The organism is Anaerovibrio lipolyticus DSM 3074, assembly GCF_900141865.1.
Taxonomy (GTDB): Bacteria; Bacillota; Negativicutes; order Selenomonadales; family Selenomonadaceae; genus Anaerovibrio; species Anaerovibrio lipolyticus.
Map to the genome: position 1 here is coordinate 94,701 of NZ_FQYW01000009.1, position 20,098 is coordinate 114,798.

18 protein-coding genes, 2 pseudogenes and 1 riboswitch are annotated in these 20,098 nt (G+C 42.1%); of the genes and pseudogenes, 10 read left to right on the forward strand and 10 right to left on the reverse strand.

The window, feature by feature from the left end; translation table 11 throughout:
- Positions 1-114: 114 nt before the first annotated feature.
- A complete protein-coding gene (locus B6K08_RS06085; protein WP_080325690.1) occupies positions 115-1,494 on the reverse strand; it encodes an amino acid permease in 1,380 nt (459 codons plus the stop codon).
- A 108-nt stretch (positions 1,495-1,602) separates the two neighbouring features.
- Positions 1,603-1,827, reverse strand: coding sequence for a hypothetical protein (locus B6K08_RS06090; protein WP_039210294.1), 225 nt, complete (start codon positions 1,825-1,827; stop codon positions 1,603-1,605).
- Positions 1,828-2,210: 383 nt separating this feature from the next.
- On the opposite strand from B6K08_RS06090, the gene B6K08_RS06095 reads away from it, so the two are divergent.
- The gene (locus B6K08_RS06095) at positions 2,211-2,819 is read left to right on the forward strand and encodes a chromate transporter (RefSeq protein ID WP_080325691.1); all 609 of its coding nucleotides are present in this window, start codon (positions 2,211-2,213) and stop codon (positions 2,817-2,819) included.
- Between the two features lie 14 nt (positions 2,820-2,833).
- Positions 2,834-3,397 (forward strand): chromate transporter, encoded by a 564-nt coding sequence (locus tag B6K08_RS06100; protein WP_039210297.1) that lies wholly within the window; start codon positions 2,834-2,836, stop codon positions 3,395-3,397.
- Between the two features lie 56 nt (positions 3,398-3,453).
- On the opposite strand, the gene murI is transcribed toward B6K08_RS06100, so the two are convergent.
- Positions 3,454-4,233, reverse strand: coding sequence for a glutamate racemase (gene murI, locus B6K08_RS06105; RefSeq protein WP_080325715.1), 780 nt, complete (start codon positions 4,231-4,233; stop codon positions 3,454-3,456).
- 118 nt (positions 4,234-4,351) lie between these two features.
- Here murI and B6K08_RS06110 point away from each other — a divergent pair, with 118 nt between their 5' ends.
- The 4 genes from B6K08_RS06110 (at position 4,352) to B6K08_RS06125 (ending at position 8,172) form a co-directional block, all read left to right on the forward strand.
- On the forward strand, positions 4,352-5,368 hold the full coding sequence (locus B6K08_RS06110; protein ID WP_234985254.1) for a site-specific integrase: 1,017 nt from the start codon (positions 4,352-4,354) through the stop codon (positions 5,366-5,368).
- A gap of 7 nt (positions 5,369-5,375) precedes the next feature.
- Complete coding sequence (locus B6K08_RS06115) at positions 5,376-5,879, forward strand: hypothetical protein (protein WP_080325692.1); 504 nt, start codon at positions 5,376-5,378, stop codon at positions 5,877-5,879.
- A 126-nt stretch (positions 5,880-6,005) separates the two neighbouring features.
- On the forward strand, positions 6,006-7,253 hold the full coding sequence (gene uraA, locus B6K08_RS06120) for a uracil permease (protein WP_080325693.1): 1,248 nt from the start codon (positions 6,006-6,008) through the stop codon (positions 7,251-7,253).
- A 1-nt stretch (position 7,254) separates the two neighbouring features.
- Positions 7,255-8,172 carry an RluA family pseudouridine synthase gene (locus tag B6K08_RS06125; RefSeq protein ID WP_080325694.1) on the forward strand — a complete coding sequence of 306 codons (918 nt, stop codon included), beginning with the start codon at positions 7,255-7,257 and terminating at the stop codon, positions 8,170-8,172.
- A gap of 111 nt (positions 8,173-8,283) precedes the next feature.
- On the opposite strand, the gene fba is transcribed toward B6K08_RS06125, so the two are convergent.
- From fba to B6K08_RS06140, 3 genes are all read right to left on the reverse strand, one after another.
- Positions 8,284-9,252: a class II fructose-1,6-bisphosphate aldolase gene (gene fba, locus B6K08_RS06130; RefSeq protein ID WP_039210506.1), complete on the reverse strand. Its 969-nt coding sequence runs from the start codon at positions 9,250-9,252 to the stop codon at positions 8,284-8,286.
- 150 nt (positions 9,253-9,402) lie between these two features.
- On the reverse strand, positions 9,403-12,087 hold the full coding sequence (locus B6K08_RS06135; RefSeq protein WP_039210508.1) for a 3'-5' exonuclease: 2,685 nt from the start codon (positions 12,085-12,087) through the stop codon (positions 9,403-9,405).
- 131 nt (positions 12,088-12,218) lie between these two features.
- Complete coding sequence (locus tag B6K08_RS06140; RefSeq protein WP_039210509.1) at positions 12,219-12,965, reverse strand: hypothetical protein; 747 nt, start codon at positions 12,963-12,965, stop codon at positions 12,219-12,221.
- 168 nt (positions 12,966-13,133) lie between these two features.
- Between B6K08_RS06140 and B6K08_RS06145 the strand changes: the two genes are divergently transcribed.
- Together B6K08_RS06145 and B6K08_RS06150 are read left to right on the forward strand one after the other, a co-directional pair.
- The gene (locus B6K08_RS06145) at positions 13,134-14,744 is read left to right on the forward strand and encodes a sensor histidine kinase (RefSeq protein WP_200810395.1); all 1,611 of its coding nucleotides are present in this window, start codon (positions 13,134-13,136) and stop codon (positions 14,742-14,744) included.
- 60 nt (positions 14,745-14,804) lie between these two features.
- Positions 14,805-15,506, forward strand: coding sequence for a response regulator transcription factor (locus B6K08_RS06150; RefSeq protein ID WP_039210513.1), 702 nt, complete (start codon positions 14,805-14,807; stop codon positions 15,504-15,506).
- 80 nt (positions 15,507-15,586) lie between these two features.
- Here B6K08_RS06150 and B6K08_RS06155 read toward each other — a convergent pair whose 3' ends face one another.
- A complete protein-coding gene (locus tag B6K08_RS06155; RefSeq protein WP_039210518.1) occupies positions 15,587-17,002 on the reverse strand; it encodes an alanine/glycine:cation symporter family protein in 1,416 nt (471 codons plus the stop codon).
- Between the two features lie 109 nt (positions 17,003-17,111).
- A riboswitch (glycine riboswitch) is annotated at positions 17,112-17,214 on the reverse strand.
- 412 nt (positions 17,215-17,626) lie between these two features.
- Here B6K08_RS06155 and B6K08_RS06160 point away from each other — a divergent pair.
- Both B6K08_RS06160 and B6K08_RS06165 read left to right on the forward strand, forming a co-directional pair.
- Positions 17,627-17,980 (forward strand): hypothetical protein, encoded by a 354-nt coding sequence (locus tag B6K08_RS06160; protein WP_039210514.1) that lies wholly within the window; start codon positions 17,627-17,629, stop codon positions 17,978-17,980.
- Positions 17,981-17,984: 4 nt separating this feature from the next.
- Positions 17,985-18,296: a helix-turn-helix domain-containing protein gene (locus tag B6K08_RS06165; protein WP_052212421.1), complete on the forward strand. Its 312-nt coding sequence runs from the start codon at positions 17,985-17,987 to the stop codon at positions 18,294-18,296.
- Here the strand turns inward: B6K08_RS06165 and B6K08_RS06170 are convergent.
- The 3 genes and pseudogenes from B6K08_RS06170 to B6K08_RS14185 all read right to left on the reverse strand — a co-directional run.
- Positions 18,293-19,332 (reverse strand): annotated as a pseudogene (locus B6K08_RS06170) (terminase large subunit); the annotation flags it as partial. The gene B6K08_RS06165 and the pseudogene B6K08_RS06170 sit on opposite strands and share 4 nt — an antisense overlap.
- Positions 19,321-19,545 (reverse strand): annotated as a pseudogene (gene tnpA, locus B6K08_RS13965) (IS200/IS605 family transposase); the annotation flags it as partial. The pseudogenes B6K08_RS06170 and tnpA, both read right to left, overlap by 12 nt.
- A gap of 138 nt (positions 19,546-19,683) precedes the next feature.
- A complete protein-coding gene (locus B6K08_RS14185; RefSeq protein WP_080325697.1) occupies positions 19,684-20,094 on the reverse strand; it encodes an IS66 family transposase in 411 nt (136 codons plus the stop codon).
- Positions 20,095-20,098 lie beyond the last annotated feature (4 nt).

The window sequence follows — 20,098 nt, forward strand, 5'->3', positions numbered from 1 at the left end:
CCCGGATAAAATAAATTCCATCTCTAAGTTTATCATGGTGACTTATTTTTTTCAATGTAAAAAACATAAGAAAAAGCCCTTCTCAGATGCTTACTGAAAAGGGCTAAGACAATTTTAGTTATTTTTCATTTGCTCAATACGCTTCTTCTTTTTTCGCTTCCAGCGACCATGCTCAATCTTATAAATTACCATAGGAATTATCAAGCATATAGCACCAAGATAAATTGTCTCCCGAAGCTCCGGCTCCGATGCAACTATGATAATGCTGATAACCTGAGCCCAAATGCCGAAATGTGTGACAAAGGGGAAGAATGGCGTCTTGTAGCGAAGTCTTTCCACAGAATTTCTTGCCTCACAATGCTTACGGAAATTGTACTGGCTCCAGCAAATAGAAATCCAGGCAATAGCTCCAGTGAAACCAGACAAGGAAAGTAGATATGTATATGCCATGTCACTGGTATCAAAGCTACAAAGCAATATAATCAGCCAGCAGGTGGCAATGGTAACCACAACAGAATTCTGAGGCATCCCATTTCTGTTTAAAGTTGAAAGCTTTTTAGGAGCCATGCCAATCTTTGACAATGAATAAAGAGCACGACTGGTACCATAAAGACCAGAATTTGTACAAGACAATGCCGCTGTCAGTACAACAAAGCTAAAGAAGGCTGCAAACTTATCCAAGCCATATTCAGACAACGCCACTGCAAATACGCTTTCCTCCAGACTCGCCTTATCCCAAGGCAAAATGGATATCAAAACGGAAATTGGGATAATATAAAGAGCAATAATGCGCCATGTTACATTACGTACTGCCAAAGGAATACTCTCCTCTGGCTTTTCGCATTCACCAGCTGCCAGACCGATGATTTCAGTTCCCTGAAAATTTACTAAAATAATGGTCATGGTTACAATAATAGCCCAATAACCATTTGGGGTAAAACCACCACTGCCTAGCAGCAATGTAGTTCCCAGATAACCCTGATCACCGATTAAGCCAAGTATTATTAGGACACCCACCACAACGAAAGCCATCAAGGCAACAATTTTTATGATTGCCAGCCAAAACTCGCTTTCGCCAAATTTATCCACCTGAAACAGATTAACTAAAGTGACTAGCAGACAAAATAGAACAGCCCACCAAAGCTGACTGACCGCTGGCACGAAATTATTCATTATTATGCCGGCGGCTATCATTTCTGACGGGACATAGGAAACCCATGTGACCCAATATGTCCAGCCTACACCACACGCCCATGTTGGATTAATATACTTTCTGGCATAAGTTACAAAAGAGCCCGCTATGGGTTCAGCTACCGCCAATTCTGCCAGACAAAGCATGACACATAGTACAATGGCTCCTCCCAACAAGTAGGAAACTATTGCAGCCGGTCCTGCTTTTTCCAGAATATAGCCGGTACCAAGGAAATATCCGCTGCCAATTACACCACCTAAGGAAATAAGCTGCAAATGGCGATTCTTCAATCCCCTTTTCATTCCTTTATCTTCCATTGCCTCACTAACACAACCTTTCATTCATCGATATGCACATCATGCAAATATCCTGTTAAATATACCACGTTTATGACCACAATTCTATAAAAATTATTTTTTATCTAACAAATCCTCTTTAGCACTATCATCATTGCTGTTATCATATTCATCAGAATCCTCTTTTGAGTTATTATGCTTTTGGTTGTACATAATCATGGCCACCACTGCTACAGCAATCCCCATCATACTTGTTACAGCAGATACATTTTCCGGTGCAAATTCAGAAATAAGCCAGAAAACCAGCACCGCTACCAGACAAAATTTTAGGATATTCATAATCATTAGTCCTTTCAGAGAATACTTTACAATTCATATTGTAACACTAAAATGTATACTTTGCAGTTTTTAATCTTATTTTAATCTTTGTTTCATATTTATTTAATTTATAAATAGTAATATTAGTGTACGTCATAGGGGAGTATTTTTTACCCTATGAAGGTTAATCAAGGTTAATGTAACAGACAAACCTCTCCAATTGCTTGTTACAGAAAAATTACCTTGATGTAGATCCCATTATCATTCCTTCTCCGTGTGAAGCCCCTCATCTCCAAGGGGCTTCTTTTATTTTATCTTTTTTTCATCATCATTCCTTATTTTTTGCATTTTTTAATATTATATATTAAAATTGTATGATGAATTAATATAGTAAGGAGTTGTCTATGAGCAATGAAAACCAACAGCTGGATGATGCTGTAAATAAACTAAATATCGTTCCTGGTACCCGCCACTTCTTCTGGGTGCTGTTTAAATCCACCTTTCTGATCAGTGCCTTCACTGTAGGTGGTGGCATGGTAATTATACCACTTCTGAAGAAAAAATACGTGGACGAATATGGCTGGATTAACGACAAGGACACCTTGGACATTACTGCCATCGCCCAGTCCCTTCCCGGCGTAATGGCTGTTAATGCCTCCATCATGCTGGGATATAAAATGGCAGGTTTTATGGGAACCTTGGTTACCATACTGGCTACCGTGCTGCCTCCCCTTATTACCATTACAATTATCGCATTCTTTTACGATCTCTTTGCCCACAACTACTATGTACAAATGCTATTAAAGGGTATGCAATGTGGTGCCACTGCTGTCATTATTGATGTGGGACTTAATCTGGTATATAAGCTCTTCAAGAAGAAGCTGCTGCTTCCAATATTGATTGCTGCCGGAACCTTTATAGCCTCTCTCTGTTTCAATGTAAATCCAATGTACTGTGTTCTGGTGGATGCAATCATTGGACTCATGCTGTTGAGAGACCCTAAATATAATTAAGAGGAGGCCGTATAATGAATATATTACTTCTTTTATACTGGGAATTTTGTAAAATTGGCCTTTTTTGCGTTGGTGGTGGCTATGCCTCCCTCCCTTGGATTCAGGCTGCAGTCGTGGATGATTATCACTGGATTACCATGACAGAATTTATTGATATATTCACCATTTCCCAAATGACACCAGGACCTATTGGCATAAATGCAGCTACCTTTGTAGGAACCAAAATTGCGGGAACACTGGGAGCTATTGTGGCAACCCTTGGCTTTGTAACGCCTTCCCTGATTTTATGTCTTTTAATAACCTATCTCATGAAAAAATATGGTGAGCTCAGTGCAATAAAGGGAACCTTAAACGGCCTTCGTCCCGCTGTGGTGGCCCTTATCTGCACTGCAGGTCTTAGCTTTATATGGCTTTCCGTATGGAACACAGAAAGCGTTCCCACAAATTTTGCCGACTTTGATATTAAAGGTATCATTATTTTAGTAATTGCCATGATCGCCGTAAAAAAGAAGGTCAGCGTTATAACTCTGCTATTTGGTAGTGGAGTTGCAGGCTTAGTTCTGGGATTACTAATGTAAAAATTAGGCTACTTAAGAATATAGGCTGGTGCAAAAAGTGCATCAGCCTATTTTAATTAATCCAGCTTTAAATTATACAGTTTTTTTGACAGCTCAATCATTTTTGGATTATCAGAGCTGTTAAGCCAGGTAATTGTTCCCGACTTCATGGAAGTATTAATCATATTTCTGGAATACAGCCTTCTTCTTAGTTGTCTGGCTGTACCAGCAGCTCCATCAAATATCTTCACTTTATTATCAAAAAGCTCACTAATTACCTTTCGAACAAAAGGATAATGGGTACAGCCAAGGACTACCCCATCAATTTTTTTGCCCTCCAGCTTGCTGAAATAACCCATAAGGAATTCTCTCAGCTCAGGGGAATCAAGCTCACCACGTTCCACAAACTCAGGAAGTCCAGGAAGTGGCATTTTTATAATTTCAGCTCTGTCCTTCCATGTTTCCATTAATGTGGCAAACTTCTGCTCCCTGAGAGTAGCTTCTGTAGCCAATACCAGCACTGTGCCTCCGGGACAGTTTATTACAGCAGGCTTTAATGCTGGCTCTATGGCAATAATTGGAAGCTGAGGATATTTTTCCCGAAGTCGCTTTCCAGCAGCACTGCTGGCTGTATTACAAGCTATAACAACAGCCTTTACGCCTCTATCCAGCATTTTATCTACCACGTCTGACGTAAGCTCATATATTTCCTGGGTACTTCTGCTGCCGTATGGGGCATTTTTGGAATCTCCGTAAAATATATAGTTTTCATTAGGCATGAGCTTGGTTATTTCCCTCAGAACGCTAATTCCACCCATACCTGAATCCATAATTCCTATTGGATTTTCCGAATTCATTTTATCAAGAACCTTTCCCATTAATGGTATATTTCAATAATTAATTCATTATTATACACCTATACGCCTCCTTGATAAAGGCACGACTATTGATTTACAGAGTTTTCTTGTATAAAATATGAATGGTGAATTGTTTATGAATATTCGTGATGATTTTCTACTTTATAAAAACGACAATATAAACCAAAATGTAAAGCTGTCTGCCAAAAGTAAGCGTAGAATGAGGAAATCCAAGGCTGATAACACCCTGAAATCCTATTCAGCTGACTGGAATGACTTTACTGACTGGTGCGAGGCCCATGAGGTGCCACCTCTACCTTGCACAGCTGAAACCATAGTAAACTATATTAATGATTTGGCAGACCATGCCCATGCCAATACGGTTTCCAGGCGCATTACCGCCATTTCTGAAAACCATATTGCAGCCGGCTTTTATGACAACAATCCAGCCAAGGATGGTATGGTTCGCAATGCCATGCAGGCTATTCGCCGTGAAAAGGGTACCTTCCAACACGGCAAGGCCCCTATATTGATGGAAACCATGTCCCTTTTGGCTGATCTTTTTGATGCAGGCGATTTGGTGTCCATTCGGGATAAGGCTTTACTTTTTCTTGGCTTTGCAGGAGCCTTCAGACGTTCTGAGCTGGTAGCTATACAGCTTAGGGATATCACCTTTTCCCCACAGGGTATGGTTATTTTTATTCCTCAGTCAAAAGGTGACCAGCTGGGGCACGGAAGTCAAATTGCCATTCCCTACGCCCCTGATCCTCACACCTGTGCTGTAATCGCTGTACAGGATTGGATTGAAGCAGCAAACATAAAGGATGGGCCACTTTTCAGAGGCTTTAAGCGAAACCTTGATCCACGGGAAACACAGCTTTCCGACAAATCTGTGGCAATTATTGTAAAAAAATACATGGGAATGCTGGGAATGAACCCTGATGATTTTGCCGGTCATAGCTTACGCCGTGGCTTTGCCACCTCTGCTGCCCAGCATGACCTGGATGCACTCTCCATTATGAGGCAAACCAGGCACAAATCTGAAAAAATGGTTCACCGCTACATTGAACAAGGTAATCTCTTCAAAGAAAACCCTCTTAATCGTATGTTTGGCCCTACACATAGAAAGGATTAATTTTTAAATGTCTAAATCACCAAGTAAATTCTTTATGGGAATTGGTATTATGTTAATTTTATTAGGTGGCTTTGGCTGGGGGTTCACCTATGTTTTTGACCATCGCCCTGCGGATAATCTTTCCGGCTACTGCGATATTGATTTTCAAACAGGTGTGGATATTAATGGCAAGATTAACACTGCAAACCTAACCATTCAGGACTATCGTTATTCCAGTGCCAATCTGCTGGCCGCCATGACCATGATCTGCGACGATGATACCTACACCATGGAAGCAGCTGTCCGCCAAACTCCCCCAAGCTATTCTGTGGCATTCTATAACGACAAAACCACTTTAAAAAATACCAACAAGCTCTTTGTGGAATTTCCTCCTGAAGCCTTCGACTCCATGCGCAGGGCTGAGGTAATCACCATACAATTTGCTTATGACAATGGTGATAAGGTTTCGCTACCACTTAGTGAGCCGGATATGGAATACTGGAAGGAGCACCTGAAGGATCAGCGAAAATAATTTAATTATTTTGTATACATGAACAACTTGTCAAAGATTGATAGACAAGTTGTTTTTTTTGTGTTAAAGTCTTATAGGGTTTTTTGAACCCACTTTTGCTATTTACTTAAAGGAGTGTTTTTATTAATGAGTGAGAATCGAGTAATTCAGGTCCATGAGAGGCCACCTATTACAAAAACTATTCCGCTATCTTTACAACATTTATTTGCTATGTTTGGTTCTACTGTGTTAGTACCAATTCTGTTCAATGTAAATCCTGCAACTGTACTGCTGTTTAACGGTATTGGTACATTGCTTTACTTGATTATATGTAAGGGAAAGATTCCGGCATATCTGGGTTCCAGCTTTGCCTTCATTTCCCCTGTATTTGCAGTATTATCCCAGTTCAACTATGAAGCTGCTCTTGGTGGTTTCATTGCCGTAGGTCTTGTTTTCGTTATTGTGGGTTTAATTGTGAAGGCCGTAGGTACCTCCTGGATAGACTTCATCTTCCCGCCAGCTGCCATGGGCGCCATTGTGGCCGTTATCGGTCTGGAGCTTATGCCAACTGCGGCTAAGATGGCTGGTCTCACCGAGGCAGAGCCTAATATGAGCAACATTATCGTGGCTGTTGCAACTCTGGTTATTACCCTTTTCTCCCAGATTGTGTTCCGTGGCTTTTTGGGCATTATTCCAATTCTTATTGGTATCATCTGCGGTTACATCATTTCCCTGGGCTTTGGCATTGTTGACCTTACTGGTGTTGAAAAGGCTCCATGGTTCGCACTGCCTACCTTCTACACCCCAGAATTCAATCTCACTGCCATTACAATTATTCTTCCGGCAGCTTTGGTTGTTATCGCCGAGCATGTGGGCCATCTTTTTGTAACCAGTAACATTGTAGGCTCTGACCTCACCAAGAATCCTGGACTTGACCGCTCCATCATCGGTAACGGTATCTCCACCATCCTGTCTGGCTTCTTCGGCTCCACCCCTAATACCACCTATGGCGAGAACATCGGTGTATTGGCAATTTCCAAGGTATTCTCCACCTGGGTTATTGGTGGTGCAGCAATCTTTGCCATTATTTTGTCCTGCTTCGGCAAGCTGGCCGCTGCAATTCAGAGTATTCCTGTACCTGTAATGGGCGGTGTTTCCATGCTGCTTTTCGGCGTAATTGCCGCTTCCGGTATCCGTGTTCTGGTAGATGCCAAAATTGACTACAATCAGCCAATTAATTTGATGCTTACTGCTATTGTTCTCGGTATCGGCGTATCTACCGCCAGCATCACCATTGGCTCCACTACCTTGGCCGGTATGTCCCTGGCAACTGTAGTAGCCATTATTCTCAGCATCTGCTTCAATATAATCAAGAAGCTCCGCGGTGAGAACTAAAATGAACATTACTTACGAAGTTAAGGATAATGAAGCCCTGACCCCTGTTTCGGTCAGGGCTTTTCTTAGAAGCAGCTGTGGTGTTTCCCATGGTCTCTGGCGACGTCTGAAATGGAACGGAACCATTTTAGTTAATGGTGAGAAAGTAAAGGCCACCATGGCAACTGTAAAGGTCGGAGATAAAATCACCTGCATATTGGAGGAAGAATCCTCCATTGTTCCCAGAAAGATGCCTTTGGACATTCGCTACGAGGATGAATACCTTATTGTTTTGAATAAACCAGATGGTATTCTGGTACACCCCACTGGCGGGGACCATGATAATACTCTTGGTAATGGCTTAAAATATTATTATCAGCTGACTGGACAGGATATTGATTTTCACCCAGTTCATCGACTAGATAGAAATACGACCGGACTTGTTGTAGTAGCCAAGCTGCCCCAGCTTCAAAGTGCCCTTACCCAGCCGGGCTCCCGTATAAAGGGAAATATGCAAAAGCATAATATTACCCAAAAATTCTTTCACAGAAGCTATTTTGCCCTTATAAACGGCATACTGCCTCAAAGAAAGGGAATCATCGATTTACCCATTGCCCGTCATCCAGACAGCATTATACAGCGGATATGCTCTCCGGATGGTCAATATGCAGAAACCCATTATGAAACTGTGGCAGTTAATAATGGCAAATCCCTTATTAAACTGGAGCTGAAAACCGGGCGGACACATCAGATAAGGGTTCACCTTGCCTCCATTGGTTATCCTCTTTTGGGAGATGATTTATACGGCGGTAATCATGCTGTAATCAACCGTCAGGCCCTCCACGCCTATCATCTGGAGGTATTTAATCCACTAAACGGAGAAACTATTTCTGTTTATTCAGATATCCCTCAGGATATGATTCAGGCCTTTTACAAATAAATTACATGAAACAAAAGCAGAATAAAGCTTTTAAACAATAAAAGCCTTCATGCACTAAAAAAGGACCAGCCCCACAGGCCGGTCCTAATTTTTTAGTGAAATATAAACCTATTAAACGTCAATTGCCTTGCCATCAGAACCAAGAACATTTCTGATCTTATGAGCAACGATATCCTGAATATTCTGACGAGCTGGCTTCAGATACTGACGTGGATCAAAATGCTCCGGATACTTGGCCATGTGTTCACGAATACCAGCAGTCAAAGCAAGACGCATATCAGAGTCGATATTAATCTTGCAAACAGCACTGCGGGCAGCCTTACGGAGCTGATCCTCAGGAATACCAATAGCATCCTTCAGATTACCGCCATAGTGGTTAATAATCTCTACATACTTAGGCACAACAGAGGAAGCACCATGAAGCACGATAGGGAAACCAGGCAGACGCTGGGAAATTTCCTCTAAAATATCAAAACGCAGATCTGGTGGAACCAGCACACCCTGTTCGTTTCTGGTACACTGCTCTGGTCTGAACTTAAATGCGCCATGGCTGGTACCGATAGCAATAGCCAAGGAATCTACACCTGTGCGGGATACGAATTCCTCCACATCATCAGGATCAGTATATGAACCTGTTGTCACATTAACATCATCCTCAATGCCTTCCAACTGACCAAGCTCACCCTCTACCACTACGCCGTGGGCATGAGCATACTCTACAACTTCCTTGGTTATGGCGATATTTGCCTCAAAGGATTGGGCAGAGCCGTCAATCATAACCGATGTAAAGCCACCATCAATACAGGATTTACAGGTCTCAAAATCTGCACCATGATCCAAATGCAGGGCAATAGGCACTGTGCTGACCTTCAGGGCAGATTCAACCAAACCGAACAGATACTCAGCACCAGCGTACTTTCTGGCACCAGCAGAAGCCTGCAAAATTACTGGAGACTGGGTTTCCTCAGCGGCAGCAACAATTCCCTGAACAATCTCCATATTGTTTACATTGAAAGCACCAATGGCATAGCCACCCTCGTATGCCCTCTTAAACATCTCTTTGGTATCAACTAATGGCATAAATAATACCTCCCTCTCTGTTTAAATTTCTCTTATTTGGTATTATAGCATACAAACCTTTTAAATACTAGGTAAATCATCAAACAAATCTACAGATTTGTGGTATTTTTCGCAATAAATACGAAAAAACAATTTTTACTACTTTATTATTTACTGACAATTTTCAATATTTTTTTGAGGAAGGGAATAAATAAATCTGCATGGGTTGGTATTTTTTGACCGTTCCAAAGCAGAAGTAAGATATAAAGCCTTCTTCGCCCTGGTAATCCCCACATAAAAAAGTCTGGCCTCCTCATCAAAATAATCCGCATCTATAGCGAATTTACTTGGAAATACTCCCTCCTGTAGTCCTGCAAAGAATACTTGCTCAAACTCAAGCCCCTTGGCCTGATGGACTGTTATAATTGGAATCTTCGGATGTGATGCCAACATTAAATCGAATTCAGTATTTGAAAGGGAGGTAAGATTCAGCAGATTCTTTATACCGTCAAGGCAGGACATTTTTTTATCGTCACGCTCCCGCATAAAACGATATAACTGGCGAAGATTCCCCACCTTGCTGTTAGGCTTGTTGGTGCTGTTATTTCGTATATCCTCATTTGTATAGCGCTCCAATATGCCCACTTCCCTAATGACCTTGTTCATCAGCTCCTGAGGTCTCATATCATACATATCCCGCTTATATTCATTAATCTTATCAGCGAAGGGAGCAAAAACCTTGGAATATTTGCTGAAAAAGCGACGTCGCTCATCTATGCCCTCAACAATATTATTGTTTACTGCATATATAAGGATTTCACCAGTAGCAGAAATATCATCAAAGGCATCGTGGGTTGACTTATGACTGACCTGAACAAACTCCCCTATTGTAGACAGCTTATGGTTTTCCAGCTTTGGGTAGAACCGGCGAAAAATATCCAGAGTATCATAATGGGCCTGACACTTAAGGCCTTCAAGTCCCAAGCGTTTAAGCTGACTTGCCAAAATGGTCAAATCGTAGCCCACATTATGTCCCACAACAACGCTGTCATTGGCAAAAGTCAAAAATGCCTGAAGTCCCTTTTTAGGATCTACGCCATCCCGCTGCAGCTGTTCATCAGTAATATGATGGGTGTTGACGGACTGTCCCACGGACTTAGTTGCCTTCAAAAAAAGATTCAGCTTATCCAGCACCTTTCCAGTCCTGTCAATTCTTATGGCCGCAATCTGAATAATTTCATCCCTGGAAGTGTCAAGGCCGGTGGATTCCACATCAAATACCACCACATTGCCCCTTTCCAGTTCACGACGCAGCATTTCAAAGGGTTCATCATATTTAAGAGTAGAGGGATGAACCATATCGCTAGGGTGAATTCCCAAGTCCAACGCTTCCTCCGACTGTAATTTATCGATGGTTCTGGCACCGATACCCTTGGCATATTCCTTGGCTACCCGACAAATGCTGGTATCATCCCATTCATTAATCAGCATATTAAATACAGCCAAAACATCCTTTATCTCCTGCCTGCGGAAGAAATGAAACTCATCCACCAGCATAAATTCAAGAGGAAAATCATCAAATACGCCCTTTTGGAGCATCTGATTTCTCTGCCTCGTTTCCATTATCTTGCTGAAGCAATTTGACAACCGCTTGTTATATACATTGGAACGGGTCAAAATACATACCTTGGACAAATCCTGGGGCCTTAGCCTCTGAAGGGTGTTATAAATCCAGTCAGCCTCAATATATGTATCCCTAAAGGTGGCATGAACTATTTTCTCCCCTTCATTATCACTCATTGCCAAGGCGTCATCCGGGAAAAAGTTCGTAACCTTATCGGGAAAACGCTTTTTCAAATAATAATATGAGCTATCCAAAAGTATTCTTGTGGAACGATAATTTTTATTAAACACAATAAGCCGGGGCTGATACTCGCTATAAAACTTATCGAATATCAGATCCGGCTGAGATCCACGCCACTCATATATAGTCTGAAAAAAATCACCGCACATAATGACATTATTCTGTCCGAATAAATGCTCCAGTACGCTGTACTCCAAGCGGGAGGTATCCTGCACCTCATCGATGCACCAATATTTAAAATAGGAGCTCCATGCCCCTTGTACTTCAGGATTTTTCAAAAGCTCATAGGCAATATTGATAAGATCGCAAAAATCCATGCCATGGGCCATTCTAAGGGCATTATCATAAGCACTAACAAGAAAACCGCCCCTATTCTGAAATTCCATAATAAGGTCAGTACATGATTTCCAATTAACACGGCTGGCATCAGAAAACCTCTGACCGTTTTCCGTCAGCAAACGATCAATTACCCGCTGATAGTCATCACTGGGCTCACCGCTAAAATAGTCATACTCTCCCCGATACTCCTTAACCAGAGCAATAATCTTCTGTATAGCCCCAGCCCAACCAGTTTGAGCAGCCATATCCGTCATTTCCGGCACGTTTTTGATAATTTCCAGACAGTCTTCCTCATCATAAATGATAGAATCTGCTGAAATACCAATATCCCTATGCTTTGACTCCTGACGGATAATTTCATAACAAAACCCATGGAAGGTCTTGATGGTAACATCATTGGCGGCTTCCCCCACCACCTCCATTACCCGTGCCTTCATTTCGCTGCAGGCTTTGTTGGTAAAGGTAAGACAGGCTATTTCTTTTCCCTCGGCCTTCTTTTCTTCTATGATATGGGCAATTCTATAAGCTAATGTATTTGTTTTTCCAGTACCTGCCGAGGCAATCAGAAGAATGTTGTTCTCCAGCTCGTTGACCACCTCAAGCTGCTTTTCATTAAGCTGTTCCCGTTGTTTTTCACTTTCCTGCTCTGGCAAAGCTAAAACCTCCAATATAAAATCCTTATTTATATTTAACCATAAACACAAAAGAAAAACAAATGTATGTTTTGAATAAAAAAAGCGACTGAAATTAATGCATCAGTCGCTTAAGGATTTATGATATTTAATTATCTGCTGGCGATAGCCCGACAATGAAGAACCTTACCAGTTACTGCATCAACATGTACCATGTAGTCTACCTTATTGGCATTGCATAATACATTATATACTGGATGGAATTCCATTTGTGCAGGTGCAGACTTGGTATTTTCGTCCTGAGCGTTTGCATCCTGAGCATTCGCGTTATTTGCCATCATTCCATAGCCAGGCCCTCTACCAGGACCAAACTGCTGACCTTCCTGAGTTCCATTCATAGAACCACCCTGGTAACCGGCACCGTAATGACGCCCACCGTGATGGGGACCACGATGATACCCGTTACCACCATATCCATAACAACCATTGTTATCATTGTCGTCACGATTCCAATATGGACCATGGTCGTTTATATCATGATTAGGGCCATAGCATCTGTCGTTGTAAACGCCCTGGGTACCATCAAAATTTCTACCACGGGCCATGAAGTGACCGCCAGGACCATCACAGAGTATGATTTCCCTCCAGGAAATGCTGGACTCATCTACCCCCATAGATTCAGCTGCTGCAGCCTTTACACTAGCTTCATCTATTACTTCCACATTATTGGCAGCTAATTTCGTCTCCACGATTTTGCTGTTGGCCTGTGCAACATTATGGAATTGATTGATTTTCTGCTGATGGCCGTACCAGCCAAGTCCACCTAATGCCACAACACATACAACCAACGCAGCCCCTGCCTTCTTCATGGTTTTTTTAGAAATAATTTTGTTATCCATAGTAAATTCCTCCTTGAATTTATCATCTTGTATTTTGTGTATCCTTATTGGGTACACCTGAAGTATAAATCCTAAATCTAAACAAAATATAAACTGTACATTAATATTTTCACAAATACGGATTTTTACTTGTTTAAATATTTGTTAGAATTAAGGCGTATACTATTATTGAAATTAAATAATATTAAGTATAAAGAGGGTGTTTCCATGCGATTACGGGATATTTCCGTGAGAAAGCGTTTACTTATAACTAATTTTATGATGGTGTTTATTCCGTTCTGCGTACTAGTCATTATCAGCAGCAGTCTTATGTTGGGGATGAAGCTGATAAACGGCTCCAACCAGGACAAGATTAATTCTATGTGGCCCGAAAAGGGTCCGGCTCCTTCCATACAGTTTGCCATCAGCTCTATTAAGGTAAAGCTGGAGAACAGCAATGATCCTATGCCCGGTCCAGGCATGGGAAGACACCATCATGGTCGTGGTATGCGCAAGGGCATGAATCAAGGTCCCGGACTCAATATGCCCTTTGACACAAATATAGAAAAAGAACTTCACGATTTAGAGCAGCTGGGAATCCAAAGTGTATTGACCCAGGACAATAATATAACCTATATATCCCCTGAGGCTGACTCACAGGAAATAATACAAAAGGTATCCTCACGTAGTAATGGAAGCTCCATTATGCTTTGGGACGATGATATTTTTTTATTTAAATATCAGTCCTCTGACCAACGTACCCAAATCTATTCTTATGGAAAAGCACCACTTATTACACCGGATGCTCCGCCAAAGCCTAACCCTCTTCTATACTGGGATGATATTATTACTGTAATTATCATTGTAGCCATCATAACCATTATCCTGCTGGGATTATATTTTTCCCGACTACTGTCACGACAAATTTTGGAGCCGCTGTCCGCTCTCCGTAAGGCCTCAGCAGAAATCCGTCAGGGTAACCTTGATACACCTATAGATATCCAAACCCAGGATGAATTTGGTGATGCCTGCCGTGATTTTGAGGCCATGCGTCTGGAGCTGAAGGCAGCCCGTGAACAGCAGGAAAAATACGAGGAAAACCGCAAGGAACTCATAGCCGGCATTTCCCACGACCTGTCCACACCTCTTACATCCATGAAGGGCTATGCCAGCGGCATTCTTGATGGAATTGCCAAAACTCCTGAAAAGCAACGCCACTATGTGGAAATGATACTCCAAGGGGCCACCACCATGGAAAAGCTGGTGGAAAGCCTGTTTTTGTTCTCAAAGCTGGATTTGGGGCGGATACCCTTTAATTTGGAAAATGTTCCTCTAAAATATTATTTTACGGATTTTTACAATGAGCAAAAGCCTCTCCTGGCAGAAAAGAACATCAATCTCACCATGGAAATTAATTTGGCAAATGAAGACGAGGGACTGGTTTCCATTGACCGAATTCAATTTCAGCGGGTCATTGATAACCTTATCAGCAACAGCAGTAAATATTCCAACAGGGATAATGTAGATATTAACATTCGCCTTGAAGCCCTCAATGACAGCGTTCGTATTACCTTTGCCGATAATGGCCCGGGAGTACCAACGGAGGATTTGCCAAAGCTATTTGACAGCTTCTATCGCACCGATCAGGCCCGCAGCAATGTGTCCAAGGGAAGTGGTCTGGGACTGGCTATCACCAAACGAATCATTGACGGTATGAATGGAAAAATTTGGGCTGAAAATAGACCAGCTGGAGGTTTGACCATTATAATACAGCTGCCCCAAATAACGCCTTCCTCTTAAAAGGCCAGTGACAGCCATGATGCTAATGGATAAGCTATATTTTTTACGAGGAGTGATTACATGAAAAAAATTTTAATTATAGAAGACGATTCAGGAATTGCAGAACTGGAAAGAGATTATCTGGAAGCCAGCGATTTCCAGGTGGAAATTGAAGCTGACGGCACGGCTGGTTTAAAACGGGCCTTAGCCGAGGATTTTGACTTGCTTATTTTGGACGTAATGTTACCGGGACAGGACGGCTTTCAGATTTGCCGTGAGCTGCGGAAGGAAAAGGAGCTACCTATTCTTATGGTTTCAGCCCGTCATGAGGACATCGATAAAATCCGGGCTCTGGGACTCGGTGCCGATGATTACGTAATAAAGCCCTTCAGTCCCAGTGAGCTGGTGGCCAGAGTCAAGGCTCATCTCGCCCGTTACCAGCGTCTAACCAAGCTAGCTGGTGACACAACGCCAAAAATCCGCGCTATTCAAAAGGGAGATCTGGAAATCCAGCCAGATACCCACATGGTATATCATAAGGGCAATGAGATTACCCTTACCAACAAGGAATTTGAGCTGCTGTTATTTTTGGCGGAAAACCCCGGCATTGTCTTCAGCAAGGACAAGCTCTTTGACCAGATATGGGGTCTTGACGCCATGGGTGACACTGCCACAGTCATGGTACACATAAACCGGCTGCGGGAAAAAATAGAGCCGAATCCTTCCTCCCCTATTTATATAGAAACAGTGTGGGGAGCCGGCTACAGATTTTGCAATAAATAAGCCTTCCTAACATAAAATATTGACACTAAAAAAGCGGCTGCAATCGACTTTACGACTACAACCGCTTTTAAATTTAACAATTAATTATCAGTCTGCACAATATATTCATTTGCATCATTTTCCTCAAGGTTGGAAGTATCCACATGACCTACTACTACACTGCTAAGTGCAAACAGAGCCAGGGAGTTTGGAATAACCATGAGATTGTTGAACATATCAGTCAGCTCCCAAACCAGATTGTTGGACAGGCAGGAGCCCATGAAAACAAAGCAAATAGCAATTACAGAGAAAACCTTTACTGCAGACTTGCCCATAAGGTACTCTACGTTAATCTTTGCAAAGAGGTTCCAGCTGAGAATAGTAGAAAATGCGAAGAATAACAGGCTGACAGCGATAAATGCACTGCCCAAAGAGCTGCCAAAAAGACTGCTGAAAGCAATCTGAGCCATATTTGTCTTGGAAATGCCCTCTGCCGCACCGTTGGCCAGTACGCCGTCACCAGTATAAAGGGTAGTAATTACAACCAAGGCAGTCATGGTAAGAACAACGAAGGTATCAATAAATACACCAACCATAGCAACAACGCCCTGATCATGTGGCTTTTCAACATTTGCCAAAGCGTGGGCATGTGGAGTGGAACCCATACCAGCCTCATTGGAGAACAGACCGCGCTTTACGCCCTGAGAAATAGCAGTTTTTATTGCCATACCCCAGCTACCGCCAATAATGGCATCAGGGTTAAATGCGTAGTAAAAAATAAGAGAAACAGCCTCCGGCACCCTTTCATAGTTTGCCAGAAGAATAGCCGCACCACCGATGAGATAGAAAACAGCCATAACAGGAACCAGCTTCTCAGTAATTCTGGCAATACGCTTGGTACCACCGATAAATACGAAGCCAGCCAATAATGCGATTATAATACCAACACCCCAGGCCGGAATACCAAAGGCAGCCTCACTGGTCTCACCAATGGAGTTGGACTGAACCATGCATCCCATGAAGCCCAATGCCAAGGTAATTGCTACTGCAAAGAATGCTGCCAAAAATTTGCCGAATGCGCCTGGAAATGCCTTACGGATGTAGTAAACAGGACCACCAAGAACTGTGCCGTCCTCCTTAACGACACGAGTTACCTGAGCGAGAACTGCCTCAGCATAGTTGGTTGCCATGCCGAAGAAAGCAATAATCCACATCCAGAAAATAGCACCAGGACCACCAGTAAGGATTGCACCGGATGCACCAACCACATTACCAGTACCAACCTGGGCTGCAACCGCAGTTGCCAAAGCCTGGAAGGAGCTCATACCGCTCTTGCCATTTTCACCATGAAGGGAGAAATTGCCAAAAAAACGTCTGAAGCCTTCACCAAGGCAACGAACCTGAACGAAGCGGGTTCTAATGGTATAATACAGTCCCAAACCGATTAACAGGAAACAGAGAATGTAATCTGATAAATAGGTGTTGACCATTTGTACAAGTTCTAATAAGTAGTCCATAATCAAATCCTCCAAAATAAAAAAGAGTATCATCCGAAGGACGATACTCCATAAAGACAAAATAAATAAACAAGGCCGCATAACTTCTAGAACATTACTTGGCATGTCACTCATCATCACTGTCTTTTTGCCTGAGAGATTCAGCTTACACTTTAAATGTAAACCTTGCACCTTCGGCACCCAATTTAATGGGATTCTCCAGAGTACCCTCCATCACCAGTTTGCATCGCATTCTGATGACTTCTTCGGATTAATGTAGTTAACATAGAGTAATATACTACTGTTTAATGTTCGTGTCAAGCGGATATTTGTATTTGTATTAGCCGATCCCCCTATTTCTCCCATAATCCCTTATTTACCAAGGCTTGAAACATATATGATTATTGCTATATTCTGGCATAATCTGGCATGGATGTCCGTTCATTAACATTTCTCCCAGTGGCAGTGCCGCCAAATAAAAAAGGCCAATGGATTGACAGATAATCCCTTGGCTTGTCCCTTGAACGAAACAGTTAAGAAAATATATTCATAGGCTGATGCCTCCTTTACATATTCATAATCCTATGATAATATCTATATTGAACTACCCTACTGAATAGGGTAAATCTAAATAGAGGTAATCCAATGAAAGTAAGCAGAAAATTTATCCACGGTGAATTATTTGAAAAGCAGTGGAAAGAACTGGGACTGACAGATGAAAATCTTAGGGAACTTCAATCTATTCTTTTGGAAAACCCTAAAATTGGTCCTGTTATGCAAGGCACCGGCCGTCTCAGAAAAGTCCGTTATAGCTATGGAAATAGAGGCAAATCCCACTGTGCCAGGGTTTGTTATGTTGATTTTGAAATTAAAGGTACAATTTTCCTTATTATGGTATTTGCGAAAAATGAGATGGAAAATCTCTCCAAAACTGAAAAGAACAACATCAAATTATTGATTGAAAAACTTGAGAAGATTTATGTCAGAAAGGATGTGTAATAATATGAGTAAAGCATACGATATGATAAGTGCATCTTTAAATGAGATTATCGATGATATTGAAACTACCGACGGCGCCAATCTGAAACAAACTGTATTGACCATCGATGTTGATACTGTACGAAACTTCACCCCAAGTGAAATACGAAAGATCCGTATGGAAAATAATCTTACTCAAAACCTACTTGCCAAATTTTTATGTGTAAGCAAAAAAACTATAGAAGCATGGGAAGCTGGCAGAAACACTCCAAACGGACCATCCAAGCGTCTGCTTGAGCTATTGGCCAAAAAGGCTGTAGCACCTGTTGTGTCTTAAATCAATAGCAGCCCACGCTCATCATAAATACTTTCACTGTTATCCAATCTACAGCGGATTGCGACGGCAAAGCCTAGTCCTTTAGGGCACGGTCCAGCGCCATTATGGTTGCTACCGCACCGTCAATCTTCTCTGTGGATTTTTCTTTGTCCGGTTTTATGTTCCCGGCTGGGTCTGTCTTTATGAAGATGTTATCCATCATCCATCTGAGGACCGGATGACCACCATGAGCTATTTTCTGCTCCAAAGTGAGCTTCATAAGCTCCTTGGTTGGTGGGTTCATATCCTTAAAGTCCTGGCCAAAAGGAACCACAGTAAAACCCATACCCTCAAGATTCTGCACCATCTGAACAGCTCCCCAGCGGTCGTAGGCTATTTCACGGATATTGAACCTTTCATTCAGCTTATCAATGAACTGCTCAATGTAGCCGTAATGGACCACATTGCCCTCAGTTGTCAGCAATTTTCCCTGCTTCTCCCACACATCATAAGGCACATGGTCACGCCTTACTCTTACATCAACGTTTTCCTCAGGAATCCAGAAATAAGGAAGAATATAGTATTTATCATCTTCGTCCAAAGGCGGAAACACCAGCACAAAGGCCGTAATATCTGTGGTGCTTGAAAGGTCAAGACCTCCATAGCAGATGCGACCTTCCAGATCATCCTCATTTACAACAAAGGCACATTTATCCCACTTATCCATTGGCATCCAGCGTACAGACTGCTTTACCCATTGATTGAGTCTAAGCTGCCTGAAGGAATTTTCCTCAGCAGGATTCTGCTTGGCTGACTCACAGGCCGTTACGACCTTATCAATACCTACTGTAATCCCAAGTGAAGGATTTGCTTTCTTCCATACCTTCGGATCTGTCCAATCATCCTGCTCATCAGCACCATAGATTACCGGATAGAAAGTCGCATCTTTTTTGCGTCCCTCCAGAATATCCTTGGCCTTCAGATGTGTTTCATAGCAGATACTGTTGGTATCGGTTCCCGCTGTGGTAATCAGAAAGTACAATGGCTGCATTCTGGCATATTTCTTGAAAATCATTAAACTACTTTTTCCTTTTAAGTAGCCCATAAAACTGGATATGGATAATTTCGGTGGTACACTAACCATTAAATGAACATGATCTGGGCAAATTTCACCCTCTATTATTTCCACACCTTTCCATTCACATAAAGTCCGTAAAATATCTCTTATTGCTAGCCTTTTTTCCTCAAAAAATACTTTTCTTCGTAAGCGTCAAAATATCCTATGCCTAAACAAGCCCAAATAAAAACGCAGCCGGTCGGCTGCGTAATGATTTCATCATTTAGTTGGTAAGGCTACATTCCACGGGAGATACTTTTCCAAAACTGAATCGTCCTTTAAGGATTCTTCCTAGGACATGTTTGTAAAGATGTATTCCAGATATTCTTTGGTATCAACTTTGTTGGCTATGCATGTCTCTATTAAACTGTATGCTGCGGCACTGGCCTCGGCACCGGCAGGAGAGCCGGAAAATACCCAGTTTTTTCGGCCGATGGTGAATGGACGGATGCTTCTTTCAGCAAGGTTATTGGAAATGCTGCAATCACCGTCACGCAGATAGTTCATCAGTTCATTGCGGTGAGATAAGCAGTAATTTATGGCCTTGGAAAGCTTGGATGACTGTGGAACATGACCCTGTTCTTTTTCAAGGTACTCAAATAAAGCCAGAAGAATAGGCTTGGCCTCTTTTTCCCGCTGTTTTTGCCGTTCTTCAGCTGAAAGCTCCTGACAATCCTGTTCAATTTTAAATACGCGGCCCATTTCC